Origin of the sequence: Vibrio sp. sp1, assembly GCF_016920955.1 — a bacterium.
GTDB lineage: Bacteria > Pseudomonadota > Gammaproteobacteria > Enterobacterales > Vibrionaceae > Vibrio > Vibrio alginolyticus.
The window spans coordinates 1,503,964-1,527,832 of record NZ_CP060590.1 but is presented as its reverse complement, the minus strand read 5'-3'; the positions used below and the strand labels follow the sequence as shown (position 1 = coordinate 1,527,832).

Below are 23,869 nucleotides of genomic sequence, written 5' to 3'. Positions count from 1 at the left end.
TCAAAATGGAAATGAAAGCACACTATATCAATGGTGCGATGTACGACGGGTGTTCAGATGAACACTTCACCACTTACAATCCGGCGAATGGTGAGCCATTGGCCAACATTAAACAAGCGAACCAAGACGATCTTCAAGCAGCGATTGAATCGGCCAAGAAAGGTTTTGCTGCATGGTCGGCGATGACTGCGATTGAGCGCAGCCGTATTTTACACAAAGCCGTTGCCATTTTACGTGAGCGTAATGACGAGCTGGCTGCATTGGAAGTGGCAGATACTGGTAAGCCCATTCAAGAAGCTATCGCGGTTGATGTCACAACAGGTGCCGATGTTCTTGAGTACTACGCTGGCCTTGCTCCAAGTCTACAAGGTGAACAGCAGCCACTCAGCGACGATCAGTTTTTCTATACACGTCGTGAGCCATTGGGCATTTGCGCGGGTATTGGCGCTTGGAATTATCCAATTCAAATTGCGATGTGGAAATCGGCGCCAGCACTCGCTGCGGGCAACGCAATGATCTTCAAGCCATCAGAAGAAACACCATTAACGGCGCTTAAGCTCGCCGAAATTTATTCAGAAGCGGGCATGCCAGATGGCGTATTTAATGTCGTGCAAGGGGATTACCGAGTAGGACAGATGCTAACGGCGCATCCTGATATCGCAAAAGTGTCATTCACGGGTGAGTCAGGCACCGGTAAAGTCGTCATGAGTGACAGCGCTAAGACACTAAAACAAGTAACGATGGAGCTGGGTGGCAAGTCTCCGCTGATTATTTTTGATGATGCGAAGTTAAACGATGCCGTTTCTGCGGCCATGGTGGCGAACTTCTACACCCAAGGTGAGGTTTGTACGCATGGTACACGTGTATTTGTCCATGAAGGTATTTATGACGACTTTATCGCACAGCTTAAAGCCCGAACCGAGCTGTTAGTCGTCGGCGATCCGCTTGATGAGAACACGCAAATTGGCGCGCTAATCTCTAAAGATCATGAATCGAAAGTTCTAGGAGCGATTGAAGCCGCGAAAGCGAGTGGCGCGACGTTACTGACTGGCGGCTACAAAGTAACAGACAATGGTCTAGCTAATGGTAACTTTGTTGCTCCAACCGTATTTGTCGATTGCGATGATGACATGAGCCACGTTCAACAAGAAATCTTTGGCCCGGTAATGTCAGTTCTGAAATTCCGCGATGAGTCGGAAGTGATTGCGCGTGCAAATGGCACCGATTATGGCTTAGCGGCAGGTGTATTTACTCAAAACCTATCTCGTGCGCACCGTGTGATCCATCAAATTCAAGCGGGTATTTGTTGGGTGAACACATGGGGTGACTCACCTGCAGAAATGCCAGTTGGCGGCTACAAGCAATCAGGTGTTGGCCGTGAAAACGGAGTCGAAACCCTTAAACATTACACGCAAACGAAGAGTGTTCTGGTTCAGCTAAGCGACTTCGAAAGCCCTTACAAATGATACCAATCGTAGTAGATAACTGACCACTTTAGCTTGAAAAAATGCTCGATAACTGCGTTGTCAATTTTGATTGTAGGTTAACTACTTATCGAAAATTTCCGCCTTGTTCTCAAGCATTTTTCCTACGCTAATTTCGTTCACTTATCTACGGTGATGAGTATTAACTCCTAGGAGAATAAAAATGCAACAACACTACGATTACATCATCGTCGGTGCGGGTTCGGCCGGCTGTGTGTTAGCGGATCGCTTAAGTGAAAGTGGTCAAAATTCGGTCCTATTACTCGAAGCGGGTGGGTCGGATAAAAGTATTTTTATCCAAATGCCAACGGCGCTTTCTTACCCGATGAACACTGAAAAATACGCGTGGCAGTTTGAGACGGTTGAAGAGCAAGGGTTGGATGGCCGTCAACTTCATTGCCCTCGCGGAAAAGTTCTGGGTGGTAGCTCATCCATCAACGGCATGGTTTACGTTCGCGGACACGCTTGTGACTTTGACCAGTGGGAAGAGGAAGGCGCGAAAGGCTGGAATTATCAGTCGTGTTTGCCTTATTTCCGTAAAGCAGAGTCTTGGATTGGTGGTGCTGATGAATATCGGGGCGATCACGGTCCAGTCGGCACATGTAACGGCAACGATATGAAGCTCAATCCACTGTACCAAGCTTTTATTGATGCAGGCAAAGAAGCGGGCTACCCAGAAACAAAAGATTACAACGGTTATCAACAAGAGGGCTTTGGCCCAATGCATATGACCGTCGACAAAGGCGTACGCGCTTCGACCTCTAATGCATACTTAAGCCGCGCTAAAAAACGCAAAAACTTCACCCTAATGAAGAGGGTGACGGTTCATCGAGTTTTATTAGAAGAAACTGGTGCAGAAGGTAAGAAAGCGGTAGGCGTTGAATTTGAAAAGTCAGGTTCAATTCAGCAATGTTTTGCGAATAATGAAGTGATTTCGAGTGCGGGTTCGGTTGGCTCCGTTCAGCTGTTGCAGCTTTCAGGCATTGGCCCTAAGGCAGTATTAGAAAAAGCGGGCATTGAGGTGAAACACTCGTTGGAAGGGGTAGGTAAAAACCTGCAAGATCACTTAGAAGTGTACTTCCAATATCACTGTAAGCAACCTATCACGCTCAACAGCAAATTAGGTTTGGTGAGCAAGGGCTTGATTGGCACTGAGTGGATATTAACTCGCAAAGGCCTTGGTGCTACTAACCACTTTGAATCGTGTGCGTTTATCCGCTCTCGTGAAGGACTAAAGTGGCCAAATATTCAATATCACTTCTTGCCAGCGGCAATGCGCTATGACGGGCAAGCTGCTTTTGATGGTCATGGTTTCCAAGTGCACGTTGGACCTAACAAGCCAGAAAGTCGCGGGTCGGTTGAAGTTGTCTCTGCGAATCCGAATGATAAGCCGAAGATTGAGTTTAACTACATTTCCACTGAACAAGATAAGCAGGATTGGCGTGATTGTATTCGCCTTACTCGCGAGATCCTCAATCAGCCAGCCATGGATGAGTTTCGTGGGGATGAGATCCAACCCGGTCTGAACATCACAACGGATGAACAGATTGATGAATGGGTGAAGCAAAACGTCGAGAGTGCTTACCATCCATCTTGTACCTGCAAAATGGGCGCAGATAACGACCCATTAGCCGTCTTAAATGAGCGATGCCAAGTACGCGGTATTCAAGGCTTGCGTGTGGTGGACTCTTCTATTTTCCCAACCATTCCGAACGGTAATTTAAATGCGCCAACGATTATGGTGGCAGAACGCGCCGCGGATATGATTTTGGATAACGCCCTAGAAACGTCGAACAACGTACCAGTTTGGATTGCACCGGACTGGCAAGAGATGCAACGAATGCATCCGCCAAAAAGAGATCTCGATTCGATCTCATAAAATGAAAAAGTCAGTAATCATTACAAGGAATTCAACATGTCTAAGATGACAAAAATCTTCTCAACAATTGCACTAAGTACTTTAGCAACAGGCGCTTACGCCAACCAATGTGAAACGGTTCGTTTCGCAGATGTAGGTTGGACTGACATCACTGCGACCACTGCCGTTACATCAGAGTTACTTAAAGGGTTGGGGTACAAAACGAAGACTGACCTTCTGTCTGTGCCTGTAACTTACTCCTCTATGGCTAATGGCGATATCGACATTTTCCTAGGTAACTGGATGCCAACGATGGAAGGTGATATCGCGAAATACCGTGATGCAGGTACTGTTGAAACCGTACGCGCGAACCTCGTTGGCGCAAAGTACACGCTAGCGGTTCCAAAATACGTTTATGACGCAGGCGTAACCAACTTCGCTGACCTAGTAAAACATGCCGACAAATTTAAAGACCGCATTTACGGCATTGAACCAGGAAACGATGGCAACCGCTTAATTCAGTCAATGATTGATAGCAACGCATTCGGCCTAAAAGATTTCAGCCTAGTTGAGTCCAGTGAAGCTGGCATGGTGTCTCAAGTATCACGTGCCGCACGCCGCAATCAATGGATTGTGTACCTAGGTTGGGCGCCGCACCCAATGAATAGTAACGTTGAAATGGAATATCTAGCGGGTGGCGATGACTTCTTCGGTCCTAACTACGGCGGCGCGAACGTCTACACAAACGTACGTAAAAATTACCTCGCTGAGTGTCCAAATGTAGGTCAGCTAGTGAAAAATCTAGAGTTTAACCTAGAAATGGAAAATGAACTGATGGAAGCGATTCTTAACCAGAAACAGAAGCCATCAAAAGCAGCGCAAGCATGGTTGAATGCAAACCAAGAGCAAATTGAAGCGTGGCTAGAGGGCGTGAAAACGGTAGATGGCCAAGATGCGCTAACAGCTATTACAAACTACTTAAAAACAAACGCTTAATAAGCAGTATTTGAGCTCGTTTTTTTAAAAGAAAGTGGGCAGAGTTTTGCCCGCTTCATTAACACAAAGGTTTTATTTTGAATTTTATTACGGACAACAAACTACCGTTGGGCCAATGGATGGAAACTGGCGTCGATTGGTTAACCATCAATGCATCGGGTTTTTTCGATGCAATCTCTATTACACTTGAAACGATCATTCTTTTCGTGGTGGACATTTTTAAATGGATGCCACCTGCAGCGCCAATCATTATGACGGCGGCAATTGCTTGGTTCTTACACCGCAGCATTCCGCTTGTTGTATTCATCGTGTTGGCCTTGCTCGCAATTCTCAACCTTGGTTACTGGCAAGAAATGCTGGAAACCTTTGTCCTTGTGTTTGCAGCGACAACGATTTCCGTATTAATTGGCGTGCCGTTGGGCATTATGGCGGCGCACCGTCCTTGGTTATACACCTTGTTGCGGCCAATACTCGATTTAATGCAGACCGTCCCGACATTCGTTTACTTAATTCCAACCTTGGTTCTGTTTGGATTGGGTATTGTCCCTGGTCTAATCTCGACCATCATTTTCGCTATCGCTGCGCCAATTCGATTGACGTACCTCGGCATTATTAAAGTGCCGGAGGAGCTACTTGAAGCGGGTAAAGCATTTGGTGCCAGCCGCATGAAGCTACTGTTTAAGGTGGAGTTACCTGCGGCATTGCCAAGTATTATGGCTGGCGTTACGCAGTGCATTATGTTGTCTCTGTCTATGGTAGTCATTGCGGCGCTTGTTGGTGCTGATGGACTTGGTAAACCAGTCGTACGCGCACTGAATACGGTAAACATCTCGCAAGGTTTTGAAGCTGGTTTAGCGATTGTACTCGTTGCCATCATTCTTGATCGCTTGTGTAAAGCACCAAACCAGAAGGAGGCATAATCATGGACGCTATTACTATTAAAAATCTTGATGTCGTTTTTGGTCAGCAACAAGCACAGGCGCTAGCACTGTTAGATCAAGGGAAGTCTCGACAAGAAATCATCGACGAAACTGGCCAAGTGGTTGGGGTTGATAATGTTTCGCTGAACGTGAAACAGGGTGAGATCTGTGTTTTGATGGGGCTTTCAGGCTCGGGTAAATCAAGTTTGCTGCGAACAGTTAACGGGTTGAACGAAATTTCTCGTGGCTCTCTGAAAATTAAAGACGGCGACGACATGGTTGAGCTCTCTAACTGTGACGAACAGAAACTGCGCCACCTTCGTACGCACCGCGTGTCCATGGTGTTTCAGAAGTTTGCATTGATGCCTTGGTTAACGGTGTTAGACAATGTAGCGTTTGGTCTAGAGATGCAAGGCATTGGTAAAGCAGAGCGTCGTAAAAAGGCGCGTGAACAGCTCGAAATGGTCGGTTTATCTGAGTGGGAAACCAAATTCCCGCACGAGCTTTCTGGTGGTATGCAGCAGCGTGTTGGCCTAGCGCGAGCGTTCGCGATGGACACTGATATCTTGTTAATGGATGAACCGTTTTCAGCACTTGATCCATTGATTCGTGCTCAGCTTCAAGATGAATTGATTCTGCTTCAGGAAAAGCTAAACAAAACCATTCTTTTTGTGAGTCACGACTTGGATGAAGCACTTAAAATCGGTAACAACATCGCCATTATGGAATCAGGAAAGCTGATTCAACATGGCAAGCCAGAACAGATCATTCTTGCTCCAGAAAACGATTATGTGGCGGACTTTGTTGCTCACACTAATCCATTAAATGTGCTGAAGGGACGTTCCTTAATGCGTGACGATTTGGTTCGCGAAGATACGCGTGTTCTGATTTGCCCTGATAAAGATATTTGGGTGATACAAGAGAGCAAGGGGTTAAGTTTAGCGGATAAAGATAAATCGTTGATTCAATGGAAGAGCGATTCTTCGAACCTTGACGAAGTTAATGAAAACTCTCTGGTTCAGGTTAGTCCAGAAATCAGTATGCGAGAAGCGATTGAACTTAAACAGCGTAGCAATCAGCCTCTGCTTATGGTTGAAGATAATAAGCTGGTTGGTGTGTTAAGCGACAATGAGCTTTACGATGCATTGCTTGGTAATTTTAAGTCAGAGCAAGTTGCGTAAAGTTGACGCAGAACCAAGTAAAAAAGAGCCGCACATTAATGCGGCTCTTTTTAGTTTAAACAATGATTTAAGTCGCTAAGCTAAGACAATGGTCGACTATAGAGTCGTAATTACGTCATCCATTGCAAGGCGCGCTTTTGGAAGACCATGATTATAATCTTCCCCATCTTTATGGTAGCCAATCGCTAGCGCAACTTCACAAATATGGCCCTCGAGCTCTTCTTTAAACTCTTCTCCAATCAGAGCCGGATCGACACCTTCCATCGGTGTTGAATCAATGCCTAGTCGAGCCAATGTGTGTAGTAGGTTACCTAGTGCCAAATAGACTTGTGCTTTTGTCCAGCTTCCGTTGAAGCCATTTTCGTCCGTATTTGCATCGGCAAAAGCGTAAGCACCCATAAAGTTGTTGTACATCTCCGCTGGCAAGTGGCCAGATGTTACTTCTGCATCCACACGCTTCGCAAATTTCTCTTTAGTAAATTTAGGATCGTAAGCAAACAGAATCGTATGTGATGCGGCTTTCGCGTGTGGTTGGTTAAACTGATGCATATTTGCAAACGTATTGTGGAAACGTTGCTTCGCTTCATCACTTTCAATAACGATGAATTTCCATGGTTGTGAGTTGATAGAAGACGCCGACAAACGCAGTGCTTCTTTGATTATCGCCATGTCTTCTTGAGAAACGCGCTTGGTTTCATCATATTTTTTTGCAGTGTAACGGTTATTTAGATCGGTAATGATTTGATGGGACACGTTTATATCCTCTTTATGTGATGACAGATGAAGATGCACTAGCATCGACAACCATGCGTACCTCGAATATGGGTTCATGATAATGGATATTTTTTCATTGATAAGAGGGTGTTTATTTAAATCACTTTTTACTTTTTGTTGAAAATCGATGTGAGTTGATCGATTTGAAACTTAAAAGTCCTTATTTGGAAGCTTTTATTTGATATTAAATTAAACTCATATTGAGGCGTAGGGGAAAGCAACATGAACGTGATTGAAGTTTTTAATGATAGCTATGAACGTTGTACTTCAGATCAGGAGTTTTTCGACTTGTTCTACAAAAATTTATGGTCGAAAAGCGCCAACTTTAGACAGAAGTTTGACGGTATAGACATGCACCAACAAGTGAGAATGCTTAGAGGGTCTATCGTATTTTTTATGATGGCAGATACCTCGACCGAAGCGCACAAAATGGTGGAAAAGTATGGGAAAAAGCATGCAAGTGCCGAAATTGGTATAGAGCCGCAGGATTTTGATGTTTGGCTTGAGAGTTTGTTAGAAACGGTTCGACAGTGTGATTCCGGGTACGATACCGATGTTGAAACCGCTTGGCGAACATGCTTTAAAACGGGCTTAGAAGTAATGAAACAAGAGTGTGATAAAGAAGATGGGCACATCCTTAAAGCGAGTTCCAAATAAGGAAGTAACGTGAGTGGTCGTTACTTCCTAGGGTCAGAACCTTACTTATCTTGTGTCTCTTTATTCTTTTTCACCGCTTCGGCGATATCACTGACAGCTTCGACAAGATTGATCGGCATTGGAAAAATAATAGTGGATGTTTTGTCTGTAGTGATTTCAGTGAGTGTCTGCATGTAACGTAATTGCAGTGCATTCGGTGCTTCGTTGAGCATTTGCGCTGCTTCTTTTAATTTATTTGAAGCCTCTAACTCACCAGTAGCGTGAATGATCTTCGCCCTACGGTTACGTTCTGCTTCTGCCTGACGGGCTAGGGCTCTGACCATGCTGTCATTTAAATCAACATGTTTGACTTCAACCGTAGCAATCTTGATTCCCCAGTCATCAGTCTGTTGATCGAGAATGGATTGTAAATCCTTATTGAGGCGTTCTCGCTCTGATAGCAATTCATCGAGTTCATGCTGACCCAATACCGAGCGCAGCGTGGTTTGTGCTAACTGACTGGTGGCATCGCTGTAGCTTTCAATATTGTTAATCGCCATTTGAGGATCGACTACGCGAAAATAAACGACCGCGTTGACGCGCACAGAAACGTTATCTTTGGTAATTAAATCTTGTGTCGGCACATCCAAAACGACAGTACGTAAATCAACCCTCACCATTTGCTGAATAAATGGGATAAGGATGATCAAACCAGGTCCTTTGACTTCTTGAAATCGACCAAGAAAGAACACAACCCCACGTTCGTATTCTCTCAAAACCTTGAACATTTGGGTCGCTAGTGCGAACAGCAGCACCACGATCACCGCAACGGTATAGAGCATCATAAAGCGCCTCCTATTTATTTTGGCGGTCATCAGGCATCACAGTTAAGGTCAGCCCTTTAACATTAACAATGGTGACGTGATCACCTTGTTTGAATTGTTGATGGTCTTTGGCTTTAGCTCGCCATAACGCACCGTTGAGTTGAACGCGTCCTTCGCCATCGATAAAGTCATCGCTTACCACGGCGACCTTCCCAGGGTAAGTCTCTAAACCCGTCGTTACACGCCGGCGACGAATTTTGAGCAGCAGGCCGACGGTCAGCACGATTAGAGCCACGGAAAATATGGCAATACCAAAAATCAAAGGAAGGGCGATCTGGAATCCTGGTAACTCACTGTCCATGAGAAATATCGAACCGAGTACAAAGGCGACAACGCCGCCTAAGCCCAAAATACCAAAGCTCGGGCTGAATGCTTCCGCTATCATTAGTGCAATACCGAGTAACAGCAGACCAAGACCTGCGTAGTTGACGGGCATCATTTGTAGTGCGTACATGGCAAGAAGCAGACAAATCCCACCTAGCACACCGGGTAAGCCAATTCCTGGGTTGTAAAATTCAAGAAGTAAACCGTAGATGCCGATGAGCATTAGAATGTAGGCAACGTTTGGATTGGTTATAACGGCTAGCATTTCTGCTCGCCAATCGGGTGTTCTTTCAATCCATACGGGATTTTCCAGTGACAATGTCACATCACGATTGTTAACTTTAACAGTTTGTCCATCAATGGCTTTGACTAAATCCTCTGGTGAGTTGGCTATATAATCAATAACGTTTAATTCCAATGCCTCTGTGGCGTCCAAACTCGCTGCTTCGCTCACTGCTTTCTCTGCCCACTCTGCATTTCGGCCATGAAGCTTTGCTAAGCCTTTAATATAGGCTCTAGCATCATTAATCACCTTTTTCTCCATTGCGGTTTTCGCGGGAACTTTCTCTGAACCTTCGTTGGTTCCTTCTGACGTTTCTTCCGCGTTTTGATCTTTGCCATCATCCGATGAAGGGGGCTGAGGGGCACCACCTAACGCGACGGGCGTTGCCGCGCCAAGGTTGGTGGCTTCAGCCATGGCGGCAACGTGGCTGGCGAGTAAAATGTATGTCCCTGCGCTAGCCGCTCTAGATCCTGACGGGCCAACCCAAGTCGCAATTGGAGTGGAGGAGGTGGTAATCGCGTGAATAATATCTCGCATTGCGCTATCTAAGCCGCCTGGTGTGTCCATCTCTAAGATCATTAAACTGACACCGTTTAGTTGAGCTTCTTCTATTTCACGAGATAAATAGTCGCTAGTAGCAGGCCCTATAGCGCCTTTGACAGGAACAATCCAAACGGTATTCGCCAGTGCTTGACTGGCAATCAAGAGTAAAGGTAAGAACCATATCCATAGTCGTTTCATGCAGTCCTCCTTGTGTGGTCACAGGGACTTTTTGAAATCCTAATTCAAGTATATCCAAATAACTTAGAGATGCTTGAGTATAGGTTCTAATGAATAAGTTCCCGAGGCTAATTAGGAGACTACTTTTTTATATATAAACGCTGTGTGAGATAGTAAACTATACCGAATCAACTTGAAGATGCTGGCTTGAGAACCTGAAAATTATCATTAATTCGAGATGTCAAAGAGCCTGCGATCTCTGGAAGAGTCACTGCAAAAAATTGGTCTATTGCCGCCTTGAAGTCCCGTTTTCTTTTGAAGTAAACGTTGTTCCTCGACTTCTCATTCATTACTTTCCATAGCCGCTCGATTGGGTTGAGGTTTGGACTGTAAGGTGGAAGATAATGCAGTTCAATATTCAGGACAAACGCCGCATCTTTGACTAAGTCACTGCGGTGATATCCCGCACCATCCAAGATGATATGAAGCTTATGAGCTAAGGGATAACTCTTTCTTAACTCACAGAAAAAGCGAACAATCGATTCACTGTTAATGCTCTCATAGTTGTGAACAATGGTTGCTCCAATATCCGACAAGTTCAGTGCGCCAATAATGTTCAATCGGCTACGATTACCCGTTGTTTCAATCACTTTATCCTGACCAGTTCGTATCCAGCCATGAGATATTTTTGTTGATAGTGTTGGGTGAACTGCGTCGATAAAGACTATCGATTCATCCTTGCCACAGCTTGCCTTTAACGCTTCATAAGCCTCTATAAATGCTTGCTGTTGTGCTTCATCAAACTTGTGTGGTACGCCTTTCGGTTGCTTGTAGCTAAAACCATTGTGGTGAAGCCATTTATTCATACCAGAAACCGTGTAATCCAGTCCAAATGTCTCTTTAACGTAAGTGACAATTTGATGCGTATGAGAATAGGTTTTCTCAGTCAAATGCTCGATTAGGTGCATGGTTTGAGTAGCAGAAAGCTTGCTTTGGCTTCCGCCATTTTCAGGCTTAAGTTTTTCAGAAAGAACGTAGTCGCTGAGATGACGAGCAACGGTCGATTCATGAATACGAAGAGCTTGTGAAATCATAGTCTGACTCCAGCCTTCAGAAGCCAGCAAAACAGCCTTAATACGGTCGCAAACTCGACTATCACGTTCAATGTCGTGCATTTGTTCGAGTTGCAGTTTCTGTTGAGGAGTCAGTGTAATTTTCATGGTTCGTAGCATGCTCCTGATTCTATCGAAAATCAAGCATCTTCAATGATCACGGGTATAAAGCAAATTATTGGTAATTGTGATGTTTATGTTTATTGTTCAGCGTTTGATTAAGTTGGCCGTTATCTGTGCCGTATTCTTTACTATTTTCGATCTGATCTCGTATGGAGAGGTGACTTGGTTTCAACGGTTTTTGGCTTTTCTACACTAAACTCAGATTTCAATACGTTAGCTACTCATAAGGCGATCGATTTCTTCCTATTCGCCTTATTACTCCTTCTTCAACCAAAGCCTTAAACAAAGCAATACTTAACTCGTTTTTTCAACTTCCTGTCGGTGGAAAAAACGTCAAAATGCAACTAAATTCATATCAATGACAAGTTTAAGGTATGTAGTTGATGAGGCAATTCAGCGCAATCGCACTAGCTGTTGTAACACTCATTTTGAGCCAAACAACAACCGCAAGAAACGCGAAGATGTTAGGTGATATCTCTCTAGTTCAGCCCATACAGGGTGATCCTAATGTGGATATTAAGCTAGCGAGAATTGGCTGGCATCTCTTCCGCGATCCTCAATTATCGTCAAATGGTAATGTCAGCTGCGCGACATGCCACAATCTGCAAACCAATGGCGCTGAAAATACACCTGTCTCTACGGGGGTGAAAGGTGATGGAATTAGAAATTCTATAACAGTGTTTAATGCAGCGTTAAATTATCGTTTTTTATGGGATGGTACGGAAAACACCTTGATGGCTCAGATTGATGGTCCAATCCATAATCCAATGGAAATGGACTCAAACTGGCAAACAATAGAGCAATATGTAAAAGAGAGTGAACATTATCAAGCGCTATTTAGTCGTGACGATGAATTGCCGATTAACGTTCATAATATCAAGTCCGCTATTGTGGAGTTTGTTGAAGGGCTGCAGACGCCTGGCGCACCATTCGATGCTTACTTATTGGGTTACACGCATGTACTGAGTGAACAGCAAATCAGAGGTTGGAAAACATTTCAGACTTCAGGTTGTGTGCAGTGTCATCAGGGCAAAAATATCGGCGGAGCGATGATCCAAAGGTTCGCCTATTTCAAGGATAAGCCAGTAGTAGAGGACTCGGGCCGGCAACTCGTTACGATAGAAGATGAAGAGCGATTCTATTTTAGAGTAGCCAGTTTACGCAATGTCGCGCTAACGAGTCCTTATTTTCATAATGGGCAAGTCGATAAGTTATCCGACGCGATACAAATCATGGCTAAAACCCAGCTCGGTATTACGATGAACGATGAGAATGTCGCGGACATTGAAGCATTCTTGCAGTCGTTGACAGCACCTAGACCCATAATTTTAGAGGTGTTGGAAAATGAATAAATTCAAACTGATCAACTTTTGCTTTTTTATTGGGATACTGACGTGCTGCACACTGGCGTATATGTCGTATATGAATTCAAAAAACGCTCAAGAATTTCATGCAGGGCTAATGAATATCGGACATGAGTTGATTGAAGAGCGTGATGTTATCGTGAACCGATATGCCGTTGAAGATAGGAAAAACTATGAGTTAACAACATCTTTAGTAGAGATAGAAATCGCAGCACAGGCACTGTTGGAATCATCAAAGGCATCAGTTTGGTTTCCCGTGACACCCAATCGTATAAAAGTTAGGGATACGCTTGAACAGTTTAAGGAGCGAGTGCTTCAAACAACGTTGAAGCTTGATATGTTAATTGGTGTTCAGGTAGAAAATCGGTATGCATTACTCATGTTGTTCAATTTATATCAGCAAGAGGTTTCTACCGAGAGCGGTCAATCATTGGGTGGCAGTCGTTATTTTGAATTTCTCAACCAGTTGCTTCTAACACAAACTGAAGTTGAGAGTGAAAAAGAAGCGAACTTCCTTAAACGGCTTCAAACGAGTGATAAAAGAATTGAATTGCTGACGAATGAACTGCTTGATCACACTTATATTGAGTTTGTCGAAAGCTTAGAGCATCGGTTACTCAATATTGCTCAAAGTGAGGCGCGTTTTACGTGGTTGTTTGTATTTATCGCGGTGATGTTTCTAGTTAGCGCGTTTGTTTATCAGTCACATCACCGAATGCATAACTTAAAACAGTTGAATCTTGAAATTGAAGAGGCGAGAAACAAAGCCGAGCGAGCGGCAAAAGCGAAATCAAATTTTCTCGCTGCAATGAGTCACGAACTAAGGACGCCGATGAATGGTGTACTAGGGCTTTCTCAAATGATTGCAGAAGAGACCAAAGAGCCGACGACGAAAGAGCATATTAGGGTTATTCTTGATTCTGGCCAGCATCTGATGACTATCCTCAACGATATTTTGGATTTTTCTAAAGTTGAAGAAAACAAACTGGAATTTGAGCAAGCTAAGTTTAAGCTCGATCAAGTGCTTTCTCCGGTGTGTAGCGCAATAAAACCACTTGTTGATGAAAAAAATATCGAGTTAATCTTGGAAAACGAGGTTTCTGAATATACTGAATTTACTGGAGATTGTGCGCGTTTACGACAGATCTTGTTTAATCTCGCCGGTAACGCGGTGAAGTTTACCAATGAAGGGCATGTGCTGGTTAGAACTGAGTTAGATGAATCGAATCAGTTGTTGGTCATGCGCGTGAGCGACACCGGTATTGGTATTGCGCCAGACAAGCACGAGCATATTTTTAACTCGTTTGAGCAAGCAGACTCATCAACGACTCGAAGGTTCGGCGGAACAGGGCTTGGGTTAGCCATCGTCAAAAAACTAACCGATTTGATGGGTGGCCATATTACTCTGAAGAGTATAGAAGGCGTTGGAAGTCAATTTATCGTTGAGTTGCCGATTCCTTGGGTAGAATCTGCTCCGAAAAAGCAGCAAGAAGCGCCGAAACCTCGTGCAAAATCACACCATTTAAAGATACTACTTGCTGATGATAACCGTGTGAATGCCATTGTGGCAAAAGGGTTTTGCGAAAAGCTTGGGCATGAAGTGGAAGTTGCAGAAAATGGATTAATCGCGGTTAAAAAGGCGAAAGAGAACGAGTACGACCTGATCTTGATGGACAACCATATGCCCGAGATGAATGGCGTTGAGGCGACACGCGTTATCCGACAAGAGTTAGGTATCAAGACATTACTCTTTGCGTACACGGCAGACGTATTTCGTGAAGCTCACGATAGCTTTATTGAAGCAGGAGCAGACCATGTGCTTACAAAACCGCTACAGCATGAGAGCTTTTCAGACGCTCTCAAACAGTTTGCCGCCAGACTCGAACCGAAACAGAATCCGCCACTAACGAGTGACAGCAATGTGCTTCAATTGCAACGTAAGCCAATCGAGAACTTAAGGTTAACAGAGGAAGAACTCTCCCGTTCAGGCATGTTTACTTCTTTACGAGATGAGCCAGAAGCGCTCGACGAGTTGCTAAAAAGCATTATTGTCGATTTTGAGACTTCTGTTGATGAACTTATTGAATACTTTATGGCTGAAGACTTTGCTTCATTAGCGCTGACGTTGCACAAAACGAAAGGGATGGCACTGAACCTAAGTTTACCTATTTTGGCGAGCCAAACGGAGGCCCTGGAAACTCAACTTAAAGCCAACCAAAGTCCCGAGATTGAGCAGTTGCAGATGCTGATCAATCGGTTACAGGTCAACATCCATCAGTCTCATAGACTTTTGGATGATATCCAGAAGAACAATACCGATCCTCAACAGATTTTATAGTCCCTGTGAGTGCGATGCTTTCCTTAACTCATTTTGTTGTGGTTTACTGTGGCAAGGACGGATAGTGTTGATTCGTCGTCGGAAAATCAGGGAGTTAGAATGAGTAAGCATTCCGCTTTAATCAAATGGCATCGTAAAGCTGGGGAAGAGTTTAGTGATAATAAGTATAGTAGGGCACACATTTGGCAATTTGATGGAGGGTTGCAAGTCCCAGCATCTCCATCTCCCCACGTAGTACCATTACCACTATCCGTAGAAGAAAACGTTGATCCAGAAGAAGCGTTTGTCGCGGCACTTTCTAGTTGTCATATGCTCGTTTTCCTGTCTATTGCAGCAAAGCGACGTTATGTTGTGGACAGTTACTTAGATGAAGCAGTAGGGGAGCTTGAAAAAGGCGAAAACGGAAAAGAGTGGGTATCAAAGGTAACGTTAAACCCTAAGATAACATTTTCAGGTGAAAAACAACCGACACCATCTCAATTAGAAAAACTGCACCACATGGCCCATGAGAATTGCTTTATCGCCAACTCCGTTAAAACAGAAGTGACAACGCTTATTGCGAATTAAGTGAAGCTCTTTATCAAAAGCGCGGCCTATTACAGAGTTATATTAAGCCAGCAGTCATCCCGCTGGCTCGTTCATCTAGACGACACCTTGCTCAATCATTGCATCAGCGACTTTTCTAAAGCCTGCAATGTTGGCGCCTAAAACTAAATTTCCAGGTTGGCCAAACTCTTTACTGGTTTCGTTTGCATTGATGAAAATATTTTTCATGATGGTTTGCAACTGACTATCCACTTGTTCAAACGTCCAGTTTTGCATGCTCGCGTTTTGCGCCATTTCAAGTTGACTGGTTGCAACGCCGCCTGCATTGGCTGCTTTGGCAGGCCCATAAGCTATGTCCGAGTCCACGATAATATTGGCAGCATCACGGGTGGTTGGCATGTTCGCCCCTTCACTAATCAAAATACATCCGTTTTCGATAAGAGCCAGTGCGTCGTCTGACGTTAATTCATTTTGAGTCGCACAAGGGAAGGCAGCATCAGCCTGATATCGCCAAACAGCATGTCCTTCATTAGGATAGTCGCCCTCTGGTGTGTATTCTGCTTCAGGGTAAGTTTCTAAATATTCTTCTAAGCTTGCTCTTTTCACTTCTTTCAGTTGTTTTAGGAGCTTAAGATCAATACCGTGCTCATGATAGATCGTACCTCGAGAGTCGCTGCATGTAACCGGCGTTGCTCCCATATGGTACAGTTTTTCAATGGCGTAGATAGCCACGTTGCCAGCACCAGAAACGAGGCAAGTTTTCCCTTTCAATGAATCGTTGCGGTCGTTGAGCATGCATTCTGCAAAATAGACGGCGCCATATCCTGTCGCTTCTTTTCTGGCGAGTGATCCACCCCAAAGAAGACTCTTGCCTGTAAGCACACCTTCGTAGCGCCCCGTCAATCGTTTGTATTGACCAAACATATAGCCAATTTCGCGCGCCCCGACGCCGATATCGCCTGCGGGAACATCGGTGGCAGGACCGATATGACGGTACAACTCGTTCATAAATGATTGGCAAAATCGCATGATCTCGCCGTCGGATTTTCCTTTAGGATCGAAGTTTGAACCGCCTTTGCCGCCACCGATAGGAAGGCCAGTCAGTGCGTTTTTAAAGATTTGCTCAAAGCCGAGAAATTTTATGATGCTCGCATTGACTGAGTGATGGAATCTCAATCCTCCTTTGTACGGCCCCAAAGCAGAGTTGAATTCAACTCGATAACCTTTGTTTACTTGTACATTTCCAGCATCATCAACCCAAGGAACTCGAAACATGATTTGACGTTCTGGCTCGACGATCCTCTGGATAATCGCTTGTTCCTTATATTTATTATTGCCTTCTATTACCGGCGCGAGAGAAGTTAATACTTCTTCTACCGCTTGGTAAAATTCTTTTTGCGCAGGGCTACTGTGTTGCAACGCAACAATAGTATCGTGTATGTATGACATAGATTTCTTCCTTGATGTGAATAAGCAATCAGTTTATATGAATGTATTTCCATTAAATAGTGATTTTGACCAAGATTCAATGGTTGTAGTGGTATTTCCTGCGGATGAGAATGTGCAGCTTATAACCCGGGCAGTGTTGGTTGAGATAGGTAGGGTGAGCTAAGTAAGCGGGTGGTTGAGTGATCAGTTTCACATATAACAAGCAGAAATCACTTTAGTCGATGTTGTTGTGCAGTTACGCAAATTGTTTATGTTAACGTCATGTTAAAGTTTTTGTGTGTGATAACTTGTGAAAAGACAACTATATGGATGAGCTTAAGGTTCTGAACTCGTTTATTCAGCAGAATGGTCTACCAGCGTTTGGCCACCTTGATGGAATTCCAACATCGTTACAGCTAGATAAATTTACTTACCTCGATGAGATGGATAAGCCAGTGTCTAAGTGGCGCCGTTACCGCGATTATAAGCAGTTTCAGTTCGTCAATTTGGTCACACCTGATTACGTCATTGGAGTAGCGATTGCTGATATACGGTATTTAGCATCCGGCTTTTGCTACCTGTTTGATATTAAAAAGAATAAGTTGATTGAGCAACAATGGTTGAAACCTTTTAATATAGGTTATCAAACTCAGCCTTCCAGTTGGTGCAGTCTTGCCCATCTTGCTAACAAAAGAGTTCAGTTTTCTATTAAGGATGGTATTTGGCACGTCCACTTTGTGACAGAGTCAGTCAATGCGGATCTCTATTTACGTCCAGAAAATATGAGTTTGCCATTAATGTTGTGTACGCCAACAGGTTATGCGGGTTGGACATATACTCAGAAGCACAATGCGTTAGCAGTAGACGGTAACTTGTTCATATTAGGAAAAGAGCAAGATCTATCAGAGGTGGCTGCTGGTTACGATTTTTCCGCTGGGTACATGCGACGAGAAACAAGTTGGCGCTGGGCAAGTATCAATTGCTTTGAGGATGACAGGCGTCTGGGGTTGAACTTGGCAGCTGGCGTTAATGAAACTGGCTATTGCGAAAATGTATTGTGGATTAATGGTCAGCGTCACTTTTTGCAACCTGTGCAGTTTCAGTTTTCACGAAGTGATGAAGGGCAAAAGTGGCATATTACGTCTGAAGATAAACGAGTTAACTTACAGTTCACGCCTTTGAATCGACGCTCAGAGAAGAAAAATTTTTGGCTTCTCAAAAGTAACTTTCGTCAGTACATCGGTTATTTCTCTGGCTATATTATCGATGGAAATGGCATCAAACATCAGTTAGAAGAAGTTATGGGTCTTACTGAAGATCACTATGCAAAATGGTAGAAACACAATGGATTGGACGCAGTTGATGGACCGCCCAGAATTACTTCTGATGATTCTGGCTCCAGTTTTCTTTTTCTGCATGCTTGCCGAATATTGGTTCGGACAAAGAAGGGGACGCTTGCCTGAAAGCGCGACGTATTACTTCCCTGAAGTAGCGTGTAATTTTGTTCTTGCGGGCTTACACCAAGCGACAGACATACTCACGGGTTTACTGATTGCTCAGTTGTATTTGTGGTGGTTTGATTGGCGTTTGTTTGATATCGAAATGAGCGTCTCAGCTTTTCTTTTACTTGTTGTCCTGCAAGATTTTTTCTATTACTGGTTTCATCGGGCTAGCCATCGTATTCGTTGGATGTGGGCCGCGCACGTTGTTCATCACAGTTCGGAAAGAATGAACTTCAGTACCGCCTTTCGTCAAAGTTTAATGTATCCGCTAGCGGGGATGTGGATTTTTTGGTTGCCCTTGGTGATTATTGGTTTTGAGCCAAAATGGGTTGTCTTCGTTGTGTTGTTTAATCTGGGCTTACAGTTTTTTGTTCACACCCAATCAATTCGTTCGCTCGGGCCACTAGAGTGGGTATTTAACACGCCGTCTCATCATCGCGTTCATCATGGTGTGAACCGTCAGTACATCGACAAAAATTATGCGGGTGTATTAATTATTTGGGATCGAATGTTCGGAACGTTTGAACCAGAGGTGGAAACGGTTCGGTATGGGGTTTCTAAACCTGTAAACAGCTTTAATCCCATCCGCGTGACGTTTGCAGAATGGAAAGACATGTTTTATGACGTAACTCGACCAAACTTATCATGGAAACAACGCTGCCGCCGTTTGTTCGCTCCGCCATCGGATTTTTATGAATAAATTGAGATAAAGAGATTGGAGCGGGCAGCGGGAATCGAACCCGCATCATCAGCTTGGAAGGCTGAGGTAATAGCCATTATACGATGCCCGCGCATCGATAGGACTCAGTTAATATGCCACACTGGACGAAAAAGAAAAGTCTTTTCTCATCAAATGTTTGTCAGTTGCCTAAAAAAGTAGCGGACTGATGTTAAAGTGTTCATTGTCTCTGGTTTTTTGTGGCACTCGCGATTCTGCTACTAAGCCTAGGGGCTTCCAATTAGGTCGTAAACACCGAATTCTTAGGTGTTTAGATGTTGATGATATTCAAGATTTTCTGTGTAAAGGTTAATCTCGTTTATTGAACAGTCACGTTTCATGGTCAAGACTAGATATTGAAATGATTACTTTTTACTGTTGATGCGTATGTATAACACAGGGTAATTCTGCTGAAACAGTCAGCTTAACCAAAGGAGATTTAACATGATGAGAGGTTTGATATTAGGGCTGGTGGTGATGCTGGTATCTGCTTGTACTACCGTTACAACCGATGTAGATAAACAAGCCGACTTTTCAGCTTACAGAACGTTTGACTTCGGTGCTCAGGCGGAAGCTCCTACCAGTATTGATGGTCGACGTATTGAGCAAGGGCTTGCTGAACAGCTTGAGGGTAAGGGTTTAATTAAGGTAAATAGTGGCGGTGACCTTTACGTACATCATGATATCGTAGAAGAATCCGAGCTTGTTTCTTCAGGATCGTCGGTGAGCTTTGGCTATGGCTGGAATAGCTTTGGTGTGATCACTTCAAGCCCAGAAAGATATAAAGAGCGTAAGTATGGGAAGTTGGTGGTTGAACTGGTTGATGCAAAGGCTAATCAAGTCGTTTGGAAAGGCGTTTCAAGTCGTAAACTGTCTGAGTCAATGAGCTCTGAGAAAAGAGAATCTCTCATCCAAGAAGAAATCGCGAAGATGTTTGAAAGCTACCCTTACGGTGAAAAATAATTAGTATTCTTAACGATTAAGAATACTAATTGCCAATAGCTACGCACAGGGTTAAAAGAACTTATTATTTTGGTTTTGGTTACCTTTGTGCGTACGACTCTGATTGCTTTACTCGGACTACTTTTCTGCTTGCTGGCTCCGAGCATGAGCCTGGCGCACTCACACCCAAATTTTCTTTCCTTTCATAACCAGCATATCGCTGTTGACGCTAAGTCGAAGCACTTTTCAGAACATCCTATCTCTCCAATACAACAAGACTATCCGAGTTTAAACAGCCGGAATGTAGTGAGGGTTAGCCATGCTAAGGAAATGAGCTCGAACGACGATGTAGAACCCGAATGGTTTGAAATGCTTGATGTAGCATGGTGGGCGCATCGTTCGGCAATTTACTCGATGAAGTGGCTAAAACGCATCGGCAATGAGGCTTTAGATTGTTGTATTGAATGTATTTTTACTCACTCTAAATACAGAATCGGCGTGAGAAAAGAATCGAATTTCATATACCGCTTTATACATGCTCGCTAACACATTCCATGTTTTTGCAACTTTTGGTTAATTATGCTTAGGAGCGGTTTATGTTTGATTCGATCATTCAGGTCTTGAGTGCTTTTTGGCATCAAGATTTCACGGCGTTAATGGCGCCAGGCAGTGCAGGTTTGGTTTATTTTGTTGTTGCTGTGATTATCTTTTTGGAAAGTGGTTTTATTCCTGCTGCACCTTTCCCATGCGACAGTGTCGTCGTACTATCCGGTACGCTGGCGGCGGTTAGCGTCCTTGACCCAATTATGATCATGTTGGTGATAGCTGTTAGTGCGGGGTTGGGAAGTTGGGCGGCTTATTTACAAGGCAAGTGGCTAAATCGCTTACCTAAGGTCCAAGGCTGGGTGAGTGCGGTTCCTCAAAAGCGTTTGGAACAAGTCGACGTATTACTCAGTAAACATGGATTGGTTGCGCTTTTGTGCGCGCGGTTTATTCCGGTTGTTCGTTCCCTATTGCCATTAATGATGGGGTTGCGAGTGAAACGTATTAGTAAATTCCATTACTTTGCGTGGCTGAGTGCGATTTTATGGACGCTGATATTATGCGGTTTTGGTTCATTACTTCCTTTGCTACCGGAAAATATGAGCAAAGCAATCACAATGCTATTAATGGCGGCACCAATAATTACTCTTGTGATTGGAGTGCTTAGTTTCTTGTTTGTTAAAGCACGTCGAGCGTTCTGTAAACCCAAGGATGTGTCTGAGTTTTCTCAGTAAGTTTACTTGATTTGCACTTTTAAGCTTGTATGCAGATTAGACATCTAATCGACAGGTTTTTATCAGTAAAAAGAAAGGCGCATACATTGCGCCTTTCTTTTTGAGTGTCGTTAGGGTTTCGAATTTAATAGCCAATGCTATATAAGTATTCGCCAACTTCTTTGCACTGAGACTTGTAGATGTTCTCTACTTCAGACTCATTCTTATCTGCTGCTTTAAATTCAAGTTCGGCAGACGATAGCTGGTCAAAGCTGTAGTCTCTCTCAGACATTAAGTAGTGTCTGAACATCGCTCTGTGTTCCGGAACTGCAATACGTGCGTTAGAAACGTTGGCACACTCTAACAGAGTGTCGTTACTCATTTCTTCTGGCTTAGTTTCTGTGTTTGCTAAGGTTGAGCCCGCTGCAAATAGTAATGCTAGTGCGATGGTTGTAGCGATTCTTGTCATTATATGGACCTCAAATTGGTTCTAGTAACAATGAGCATATTGGCTCTTATCGTTACATTTTCGTGTTCTCTGTATGTCATAAAAAGTTAAACAACAGAGAAGGCGTTGCGACCATGAGTAAAGACGTACATTAAGTTCGCTTCCTTTCTTCCTGAGAGGCGATAAAGAGAGCGTTGACTCATGAGTCCGCCATAACTGTCTAGAGGTAAGCGAGATGCTTGTTTTGCCAACTCCAGTAGTGGTGGAGAAGAGAAAGCAATAAGTAAAAAATAATCAGGAGTAAAATCTGATGATAAAACGCCATCAGTAGCTGATGTTCGGCGACAGGAGACAAGCCCGAACAACTCGCGCTTTATATGTAGGTAGTAACTTTCTGAACCCCAAGAGCTCAGAGAAGCTGAGGCATGAAAATCAGTGTGTGCTAGCTCAAAATCGTCTTGTTGAGAGAGTTTAAGTAGGCGCTCGGAAGTGTAATGTTTGGTGTGGTGCCACTCATGCGCATATGAAGCTGTGATGAGCCCTGAGAGCAGGGAAAAAGAAAGCATCAATAATATACGGTGTAGATAACGCAAGAAGTAACCCTAAACATATAAAGCCACAGTTACCCACCATGATTAAGGAATCTTAGTGGAACTATGATAACGATGAAAGCCAGTGTCTGATCAACTCAGCGTATACTAACGAGATGGAAGGGGGATGAACAGAGTTTTCTGATCGCACTTAGGTATATCAGCGAATAACACAATAGTTTTCGCTTTCGAGTAAGCGAAAATGGAAAGAGAGTCGTTGCACAAGGACGATTAAGCTAACAGGATTATTACTGGGGAAGAAATAGAATCTTCTTTTTTCTTCCCCATATGTATCGCATCGGTATTACGCGCTTGCGTAAATAACGCTGCCGCCTTTTATAGTGTCAATGATCTCGCGAGACAACTTCTCTGGCAAAGCAGGGCAACCCCAACTGCGTCCGAGGTATCCATTCTTCTTGATGAAGGAAGGGTTTGCGTAATCGGCACCGTGCACGACAATGTAACGCTCGCGAGCTTTGTCGTTTAATCCAGAGCTTAGCCCATCTAATCGAAGTGAATAGCCATTTGAGCCGTAGTAAGTGGTATCAGTCAAAAAAGTGCCCAATGATGTTTTTCGCGAGTTTACGACATTTGAAAACTGTGTCGCTGTTTTCTTTCCGCTGTTCACGCCGTGAGAAACATACGTATTGTAGATTAGCTTCTTTTTATCTAAATCAACCACATAAAAACGCTTTTCAGTTGATGGTTTACTATAGTCGATGATCGTTAGTACCGACTTCTTTCTATCGGGTGTCTTCTGATAAGCGATGTAAGCGTCACTGAACAACTTAAAGTCTACTATGCCATCTAGCTTGGCTTGTTTAAACACATGTTCAACTTGCTTTGGTCGTAAATGATCCCTGGGTTCGTTATCTGATTGTTTTGCAAAAGCAAAAGGTGAGACAGACAACAGCGCACATGTAAATAATAAAATTAACTTTTTCATCTTGGCTAAATAAAACTCTATGGTGTTACAAATTTACCGATTGCTTCATGCATTCGTTAAAACAACATGCACATCAATATAATTCTATTCCCAATGTTTCTTATTGCACGCTTAGGTGCTTGATATTGGGTTGACGATAAGTTTTCGAGTTAAAAACTAACTAATTGAAACTTATAAAAAATATGAAGTTTAACGATGATTTCTATAAACTTCGGCGTAAATAATATCTGATATATGTAATTAATAAAACTGTGTTTAAGGATATTTGTGAAGTTGCTAATTTATAAAAACGGCGTTTTATTTTTCGTACTTTAGAAACTCTTTTTATTTCAATGTGTTTTCTTTTTCTACGCTTTATCCAATACCTCAAAAGTTTGTGATTTAACTCGTAACAAATCGTAACGCCGAATCGTTATGTGTATAAGTGCATTTATAATGTATGAATAAACAACAGGGTGGTAAGAAAAGGCAGTAAAACAGCAGTGAATCGGTTGTT

General features: G+C 43.5%; 22 protein-coding genes and 1 tRNA gene. 14 read left to right on the top strand and 9 right to left on the bottom strand.

Features of this window, described 5'->3' with window-relative positions; translation table 11 throughout:
- The first annotated feature begins 5 nt into the window (after positions 1–5).
- The 5 genes from betB (at position 6) to choV (ending at position 6,439) form a co-directional block, all read left to right on the top strand.
- A complete protein-coding gene (betB, locus tag H9L11_RS22185; RefSeq protein ID WP_025767886.1) occupies positions 6–1,466 on the top strand; it encodes a betaine-aldehyde dehydrogenase in 1,461 nt (486 codons plus the stop codon).
- 181 nt (positions 1,467–1,647) lie between these two features.
- On the top strand, positions 1,648–3,363 hold the full coding sequence (gene betA / locus H9L11_RS22180; protein ID WP_005373209.1) for a choline dehydrogenase: 1,716 nt from the start codon (positions 1,648–1,650) through the stop codon (positions 3,361–3,363).
- Between the two features lie 36 nt (positions 3,364–3,399).
- Positions 3,400–4,338, top strand: a complete 939-nt coding sequence (locus H9L11_RS22175; RefSeq protein ID WP_005382646.1) for a choline ABC transporter substrate-binding protein — start codon at positions 3,400–3,402, stop codon at positions 4,336–4,338.
- Between the two features lie 77 nt (positions 4,339–4,415).
- Positions 4,416–5,258 (top strand): choline ABC transporter permease subunit, encoded by an 843-nt coding sequence (gene choW / locus H9L11_RS22170; protein WP_005392552.1) that lies wholly within the window; start codon positions 4,416–4,418, stop codon positions 5,256–5,258.
- 2 nt (positions 5,259–5,260) lie between these two features.
- Positions 5,261–6,439, top strand: coding sequence for a choline ABC transporter ATP-binding protein (choV, locus tag H9L11_RS22165; protein WP_115386584.1), 1,179 nt, complete (start codon positions 5,261–5,263; stop codon positions 6,437–6,439).
- Positions 6,440–6,535: 96 nt separating this feature from the next.
- Here the strand turns inward: choV and H9L11_RS22160 are convergent, their stop codons facing one another.
- Positions 6,536–7,192 carry an NAD(P)H-dependent oxidoreductase gene (locus H9L11_RS22160; protein WP_064376638.1) on the bottom strand — a complete coding sequence of 219 codons (657 nt, stop codon included), beginning with the start codon at positions 7,190–7,192 and terminating at the stop codon, positions 6,536–6,538.
- Positions 7,193–7,435: 243 nt separating this feature from the next.
- Here H9L11_RS22160 and H9L11_RS22155 point away from each other — a divergent pair, with 243 nt between their 5' ends.
- Complete coding sequence (locus H9L11_RS22155) at positions 7,436–7,870, top strand: globin (RefSeq protein ID WP_053349193.1); 435 nt, start codon at positions 7,436–7,438, stop codon at positions 7,868–7,870.
- Positions 7,871–7,911: 41 nt separating this feature from the next.
- On the opposite strand, the gene H9L11_RS22150 is transcribed toward H9L11_RS22155, so the two are convergent.
- The 3 genes from H9L11_RS22150 to H9L11_RS22140 form a co-directional block, all read right to left on the bottom strand.
- Positions 7,912–8,694 (bottom strand): slipin family protein, encoded by a 783-nt coding sequence (locus H9L11_RS22150; protein WP_005373196.1) that lies wholly within the window; start codon positions 8,692–8,694, stop codon positions 7,912–7,914.
- Between the two features lie 10 nt (positions 8,695–8,704).
- Positions 8,705–10,081 (bottom strand): nodulation protein NfeD, encoded by a 1,377-nt coding sequence (locus H9L11_RS22145; protein ID WP_205391203.1) that lies wholly within the window; start codon positions 10,079–10,081, stop codon positions 8,705–8,707.
- A gap of 167 nt (positions 10,082–10,248) precedes the next feature.
- Positions 10,249–11,280 carry an IS630 family transposase gene (locus H9L11_RS22140; protein ID WP_001927356.1) on the bottom strand — a complete coding sequence of 344 codons (1,032 nt, stop codon included), beginning with the start codon at positions 11,278–11,280 and terminating at the stop codon, positions 10,249–10,251.
- Between the two features lie 398 nt (positions 11,281–11,678).
- Here H9L11_RS22140 and H9L11_RS22135 point away from each other — a divergent pair, with 398 nt between their 5' ends.
- The 3 genes from H9L11_RS22135 to H9L11_RS22125 all read left to right on the top strand — a co-directional run bounded on the left by H9L11_RS22135 (position 11,679) and on the right by H9L11_RS22125 (position 15,564).
- Positions 11,679–12,647 carry a cytochrome c peroxidase gene (locus tag H9L11_RS22135; protein WP_005373180.1) on the top strand — a complete coding sequence of 323 codons (969 nt, stop codon included), beginning with the start codon at positions 11,679–11,681 and terminating at the stop codon, positions 12,645–12,647.
- The gene (locus H9L11_RS22130) at positions 12,640–14,997 is read left to right on the top strand and encodes an ATP-binding protein (RefSeq protein WP_205391202.1); all 2,358 of its coding nucleotides are present in this window, start codon (positions 12,640–12,642) and stop codon (positions 14,995–14,997) included. Before H9L11_RS22135 ends, H9L11_RS22130 begins: the two co-directional genes overlap by 8 nt.
- Positions 14,998–15,096: 99 nt before the next feature.
- Positions 15,097–15,564 (top strand): OsmC family protein, encoded by a 468-nt coding sequence (locus H9L11_RS22125; RefSeq protein WP_005373176.1) that lies wholly within the window; start codon positions 15,097–15,099, stop codon positions 15,562–15,564.
- 75 nt (positions 15,565–15,639) lie between these two features.
- On the opposite strand, the gene gdhA is transcribed toward H9L11_RS22125, so the two are convergent.
- The gene (gene gdhA / locus H9L11_RS22120) at positions 15,640–16,992 is read right to left on the bottom strand and encodes an NADP-specific glutamate dehydrogenase (protein WP_017633658.1); all 1,353 of its coding nucleotides are present in this window, start codon (positions 16,990–16,992) and stop codon (positions 15,640–15,642) included.
- A gap of 305 nt (positions 16,993–17,297) precedes the next feature.
- On the opposite strand from gdhA, the gene H9L11_RS22115 reads away from it, so the two are divergent.
- Together H9L11_RS22115 and H9L11_RS22110 are read left to right on the top strand one after the other, a co-directional pair.
- Positions 17,298–18,308 carry a DUF2804 domain-containing protein gene (locus H9L11_RS22115; protein ID WP_017633657.1) on the top strand — a complete coding sequence of 337 codons (1,011 nt, stop codon included), beginning with the start codon at positions 17,298–17,300 and terminating at the stop codon, positions 18,306–18,308.
- A gap of 7 nt (positions 18,309–18,315) precedes the next feature.
- Positions 18,316–19,173: a sterol desaturase family protein gene (locus H9L11_RS22110; RefSeq protein WP_005373167.1), complete on the top strand. Its 858-nt coding sequence runs from the start codon at positions 18,316–18,318 to the stop codon at positions 19,171–19,173.
- Positions 19,174–19,189: 16 nt separating this feature from the next.
- Here the strand turns inward: H9L11_RS22110 and H9L11_RS22105 are convergent.
- Positions 19,190–19,264 (bottom strand) — tRNA-Gly (locus tag H9L11_RS22105).
- Between the two features lie 371 nt (positions 19,265–19,635).
- Between H9L11_RS22105 and H9L11_RS22100 the strand changes: the two genes are divergently transcribed.
- From H9L11_RS22100 to H9L11_RS22090, 3 genes are all read left to right on the top strand, one after another.
- Positions 19,636–20,154, top strand: a complete 519-nt coding sequence (locus H9L11_RS22100; RefSeq protein ID WP_005382627.1) for a DUF4136 domain-containing protein — start codon at positions 19,636–19,638, stop codon at positions 20,152–20,154.
- A gap of 87 nt (positions 20,155–20,241) precedes the next feature.
- The gene (locus H9L11_RS22095; RefSeq protein ID WP_230238006.1) at positions 20,242–20,679 is read left to right on the top strand and encodes a hypothetical protein; all 438 of its coding nucleotides are present in this window, start codon (positions 20,242–20,244) and stop codon (positions 20,677–20,679) included.
- 50 nt (positions 20,680–20,729) lie between these two features.
- The gene (locus tag H9L11_RS22090; protein ID WP_033906460.1) at positions 20,730–21,410 is read left to right on the top strand and encodes a DedA family protein; all 681 of its coding nucleotides are present in this window, start codon (positions 20,730–20,732) and stop codon (positions 21,408–21,410) included.
- 124 nt (positions 21,411–21,534) lie between these two features.
- Here the strand turns inward: H9L11_RS22090 and H9L11_RS22085 are convergent, their stop codons facing one another.
- The 3 genes from H9L11_RS22085 to H9L11_RS22075 all read right to left on the bottom strand — a co-directional run bounded on the left by H9L11_RS22085 (position 21,535) and on the right by H9L11_RS22075 (position 23,373).
- Positions 21,535–21,858 (bottom strand): hypothetical protein, encoded by a 324-nt coding sequence (locus H9L11_RS22085; protein WP_005373158.1) that lies wholly within the window; start codon positions 21,856–21,858, stop codon positions 21,535–21,537.
- Between the two features lie 86 nt (positions 21,859–21,944).
- The gene (locus H9L11_RS22080; RefSeq protein WP_033906462.1) at positions 21,945–22,403 is read right to left on the bottom strand and encodes a hypothetical protein; all 459 of its coding nucleotides are present in this window, start codon (positions 22,401–22,403) and stop codon (positions 21,945–21,947) included.
- A 328-nt stretch (positions 22,404–22,731) separates the two neighbouring features.
- Entirely contained in the window at positions 22,732–23,373 is a 642-nt protein-coding gene (locus tag H9L11_RS22075) for a murein L,D-transpeptidase catalytic domain family protein (RefSeq protein ID WP_005373154.1), read from the bottom strand.
- Positions 23,374–23,869 lie beyond the last annotated feature (496 nt).

Excerpts from the sequence above, each read along its gene's own strand:
- H9L11_RS22155 (WP_053349193.1), top strand. The coding sequence starts at position 7,436 with ATGAACGTGATTGAAGTTTTTAATGATAGCTATGAACGTTGTACTTCA.
- betB (WP_025767886.1), top strand. The coding sequence starts at position 6 with ATGGAAATGAAAGCACACTATATCAATGGTGCGATGTACGACGGGTGT.
- H9L11_RS22175 (WP_005382646.1), top strand. The coding sequence starts at position 3,400 with ATGTCTAAGATGACAAAAATCTTCTCAACAATTGCACTAAGTACTTTA.
- H9L11_RS22100 (WP_005382627.1), top strand. The coding sequence starts at position 19,636 with ATGATGAGAGGTTTGATATTAGGGCTGGTGGTGATGCTGGTATCTGCT.
- H9L11_RS22090 (WP_033906460.1), top strand. The coding sequence starts at position 20,730 with ATGTTTGATTCGATCATTCAGGTCTTGAGTGCTTTTTGGCATCAAGAT.
- H9L11_RS22130 (WP_205391202.1), top strand. The coding sequence starts at position 12,640 with ATGAATAAATTCAAACTGATCAACTTTTGCTTTTTTATTGGGATACTG.
- H9L11_RS22135 (WP_005373180.1), top strand. The coding sequence starts at position 11,679 with ATGAGGCAATTCAGCGCAATCGCACTAGCTGTTGTAACACTCATTTTG.
- H9L11_RS22110 (WP_005373167.1), top strand. The coding sequence starts at position 18,316 with ATGGATTGGACGCAGTTGATGGACCGCCCAGAATTACTTCTGATGATT.
- H9L11_RS22085 (WP_005373158.1), bottom strand. The coding sequence starts at position 21,858 with ATGACAAGAATCGCTACAACCATCGCACTAGCATTACTATTTGCAGCG.
- betA (WP_005373209.1), top strand. The coding sequence starts at position 1,648 with ATGCAACAACACTACGATTACATCATCGTCGGTGCGGGTTCGGCCGGC.
- H9L11_RS22145 (WP_205391203.1), bottom strand. The coding sequence starts at position 10,081 with ATGAAACGACTATGGATATGGTTCTTACCTTTACTCTTGATTGCCAGT.
- H9L11_RS22080 (WP_033906462.1), bottom strand. The coding sequence starts at position 22,403 with ATGCTTTCTTTTTCCCTGCTCTCAGGGCTCATCACAGCTTCATATGCG.
- gdhA (WP_017633658.1), bottom strand. The coding sequence starts at position 16,992 with ATGTCATACATACACGATACTATTGTTGCGTTGCAACACAGTAGCCCT.
- H9L11_RS22075 (WP_005373154.1), bottom strand. The coding sequence starts at position 23,373 with ATGAAAAAGTTAATTTTATTATTTACATGTGCGCTGTTGTCTGTCTCA.
- choV (WP_115386584.1), top strand. The coding sequence starts at position 5,261 with ATGGACGCTATTACTATTAAAAATCTTGATGTCGTTTTTGGTCAGCAA.
- H9L11_RS22115 (WP_017633657.1), top strand. The coding sequence starts at position 17,298 with ATGGATGAGCTTAAGGTTCTGAACTCGTTTATTCAGCAGAATGGTCTA.
- H9L11_RS22125 (WP_005373176.1), top strand. The coding sequence starts at position 15,097 with ATGAGTAAGCATTCCGCTTTAATCAAATGGCATCGTAAAGCTGGGGAA.
- H9L11_RS22140 (WP_001927356.1), bottom strand. The coding sequence starts at position 11,280 with ATGAAAATTACACTGACTCCTCAACAGAAACTGCAACTCGAACAAATG.
- H9L11_RS22150 (WP_005373196.1), bottom strand. The coding sequence starts at position 8,694 with ATGATGCTCTATACCGTTGCGGTGATCGTGGTGCTGCTGTTCGCACTA.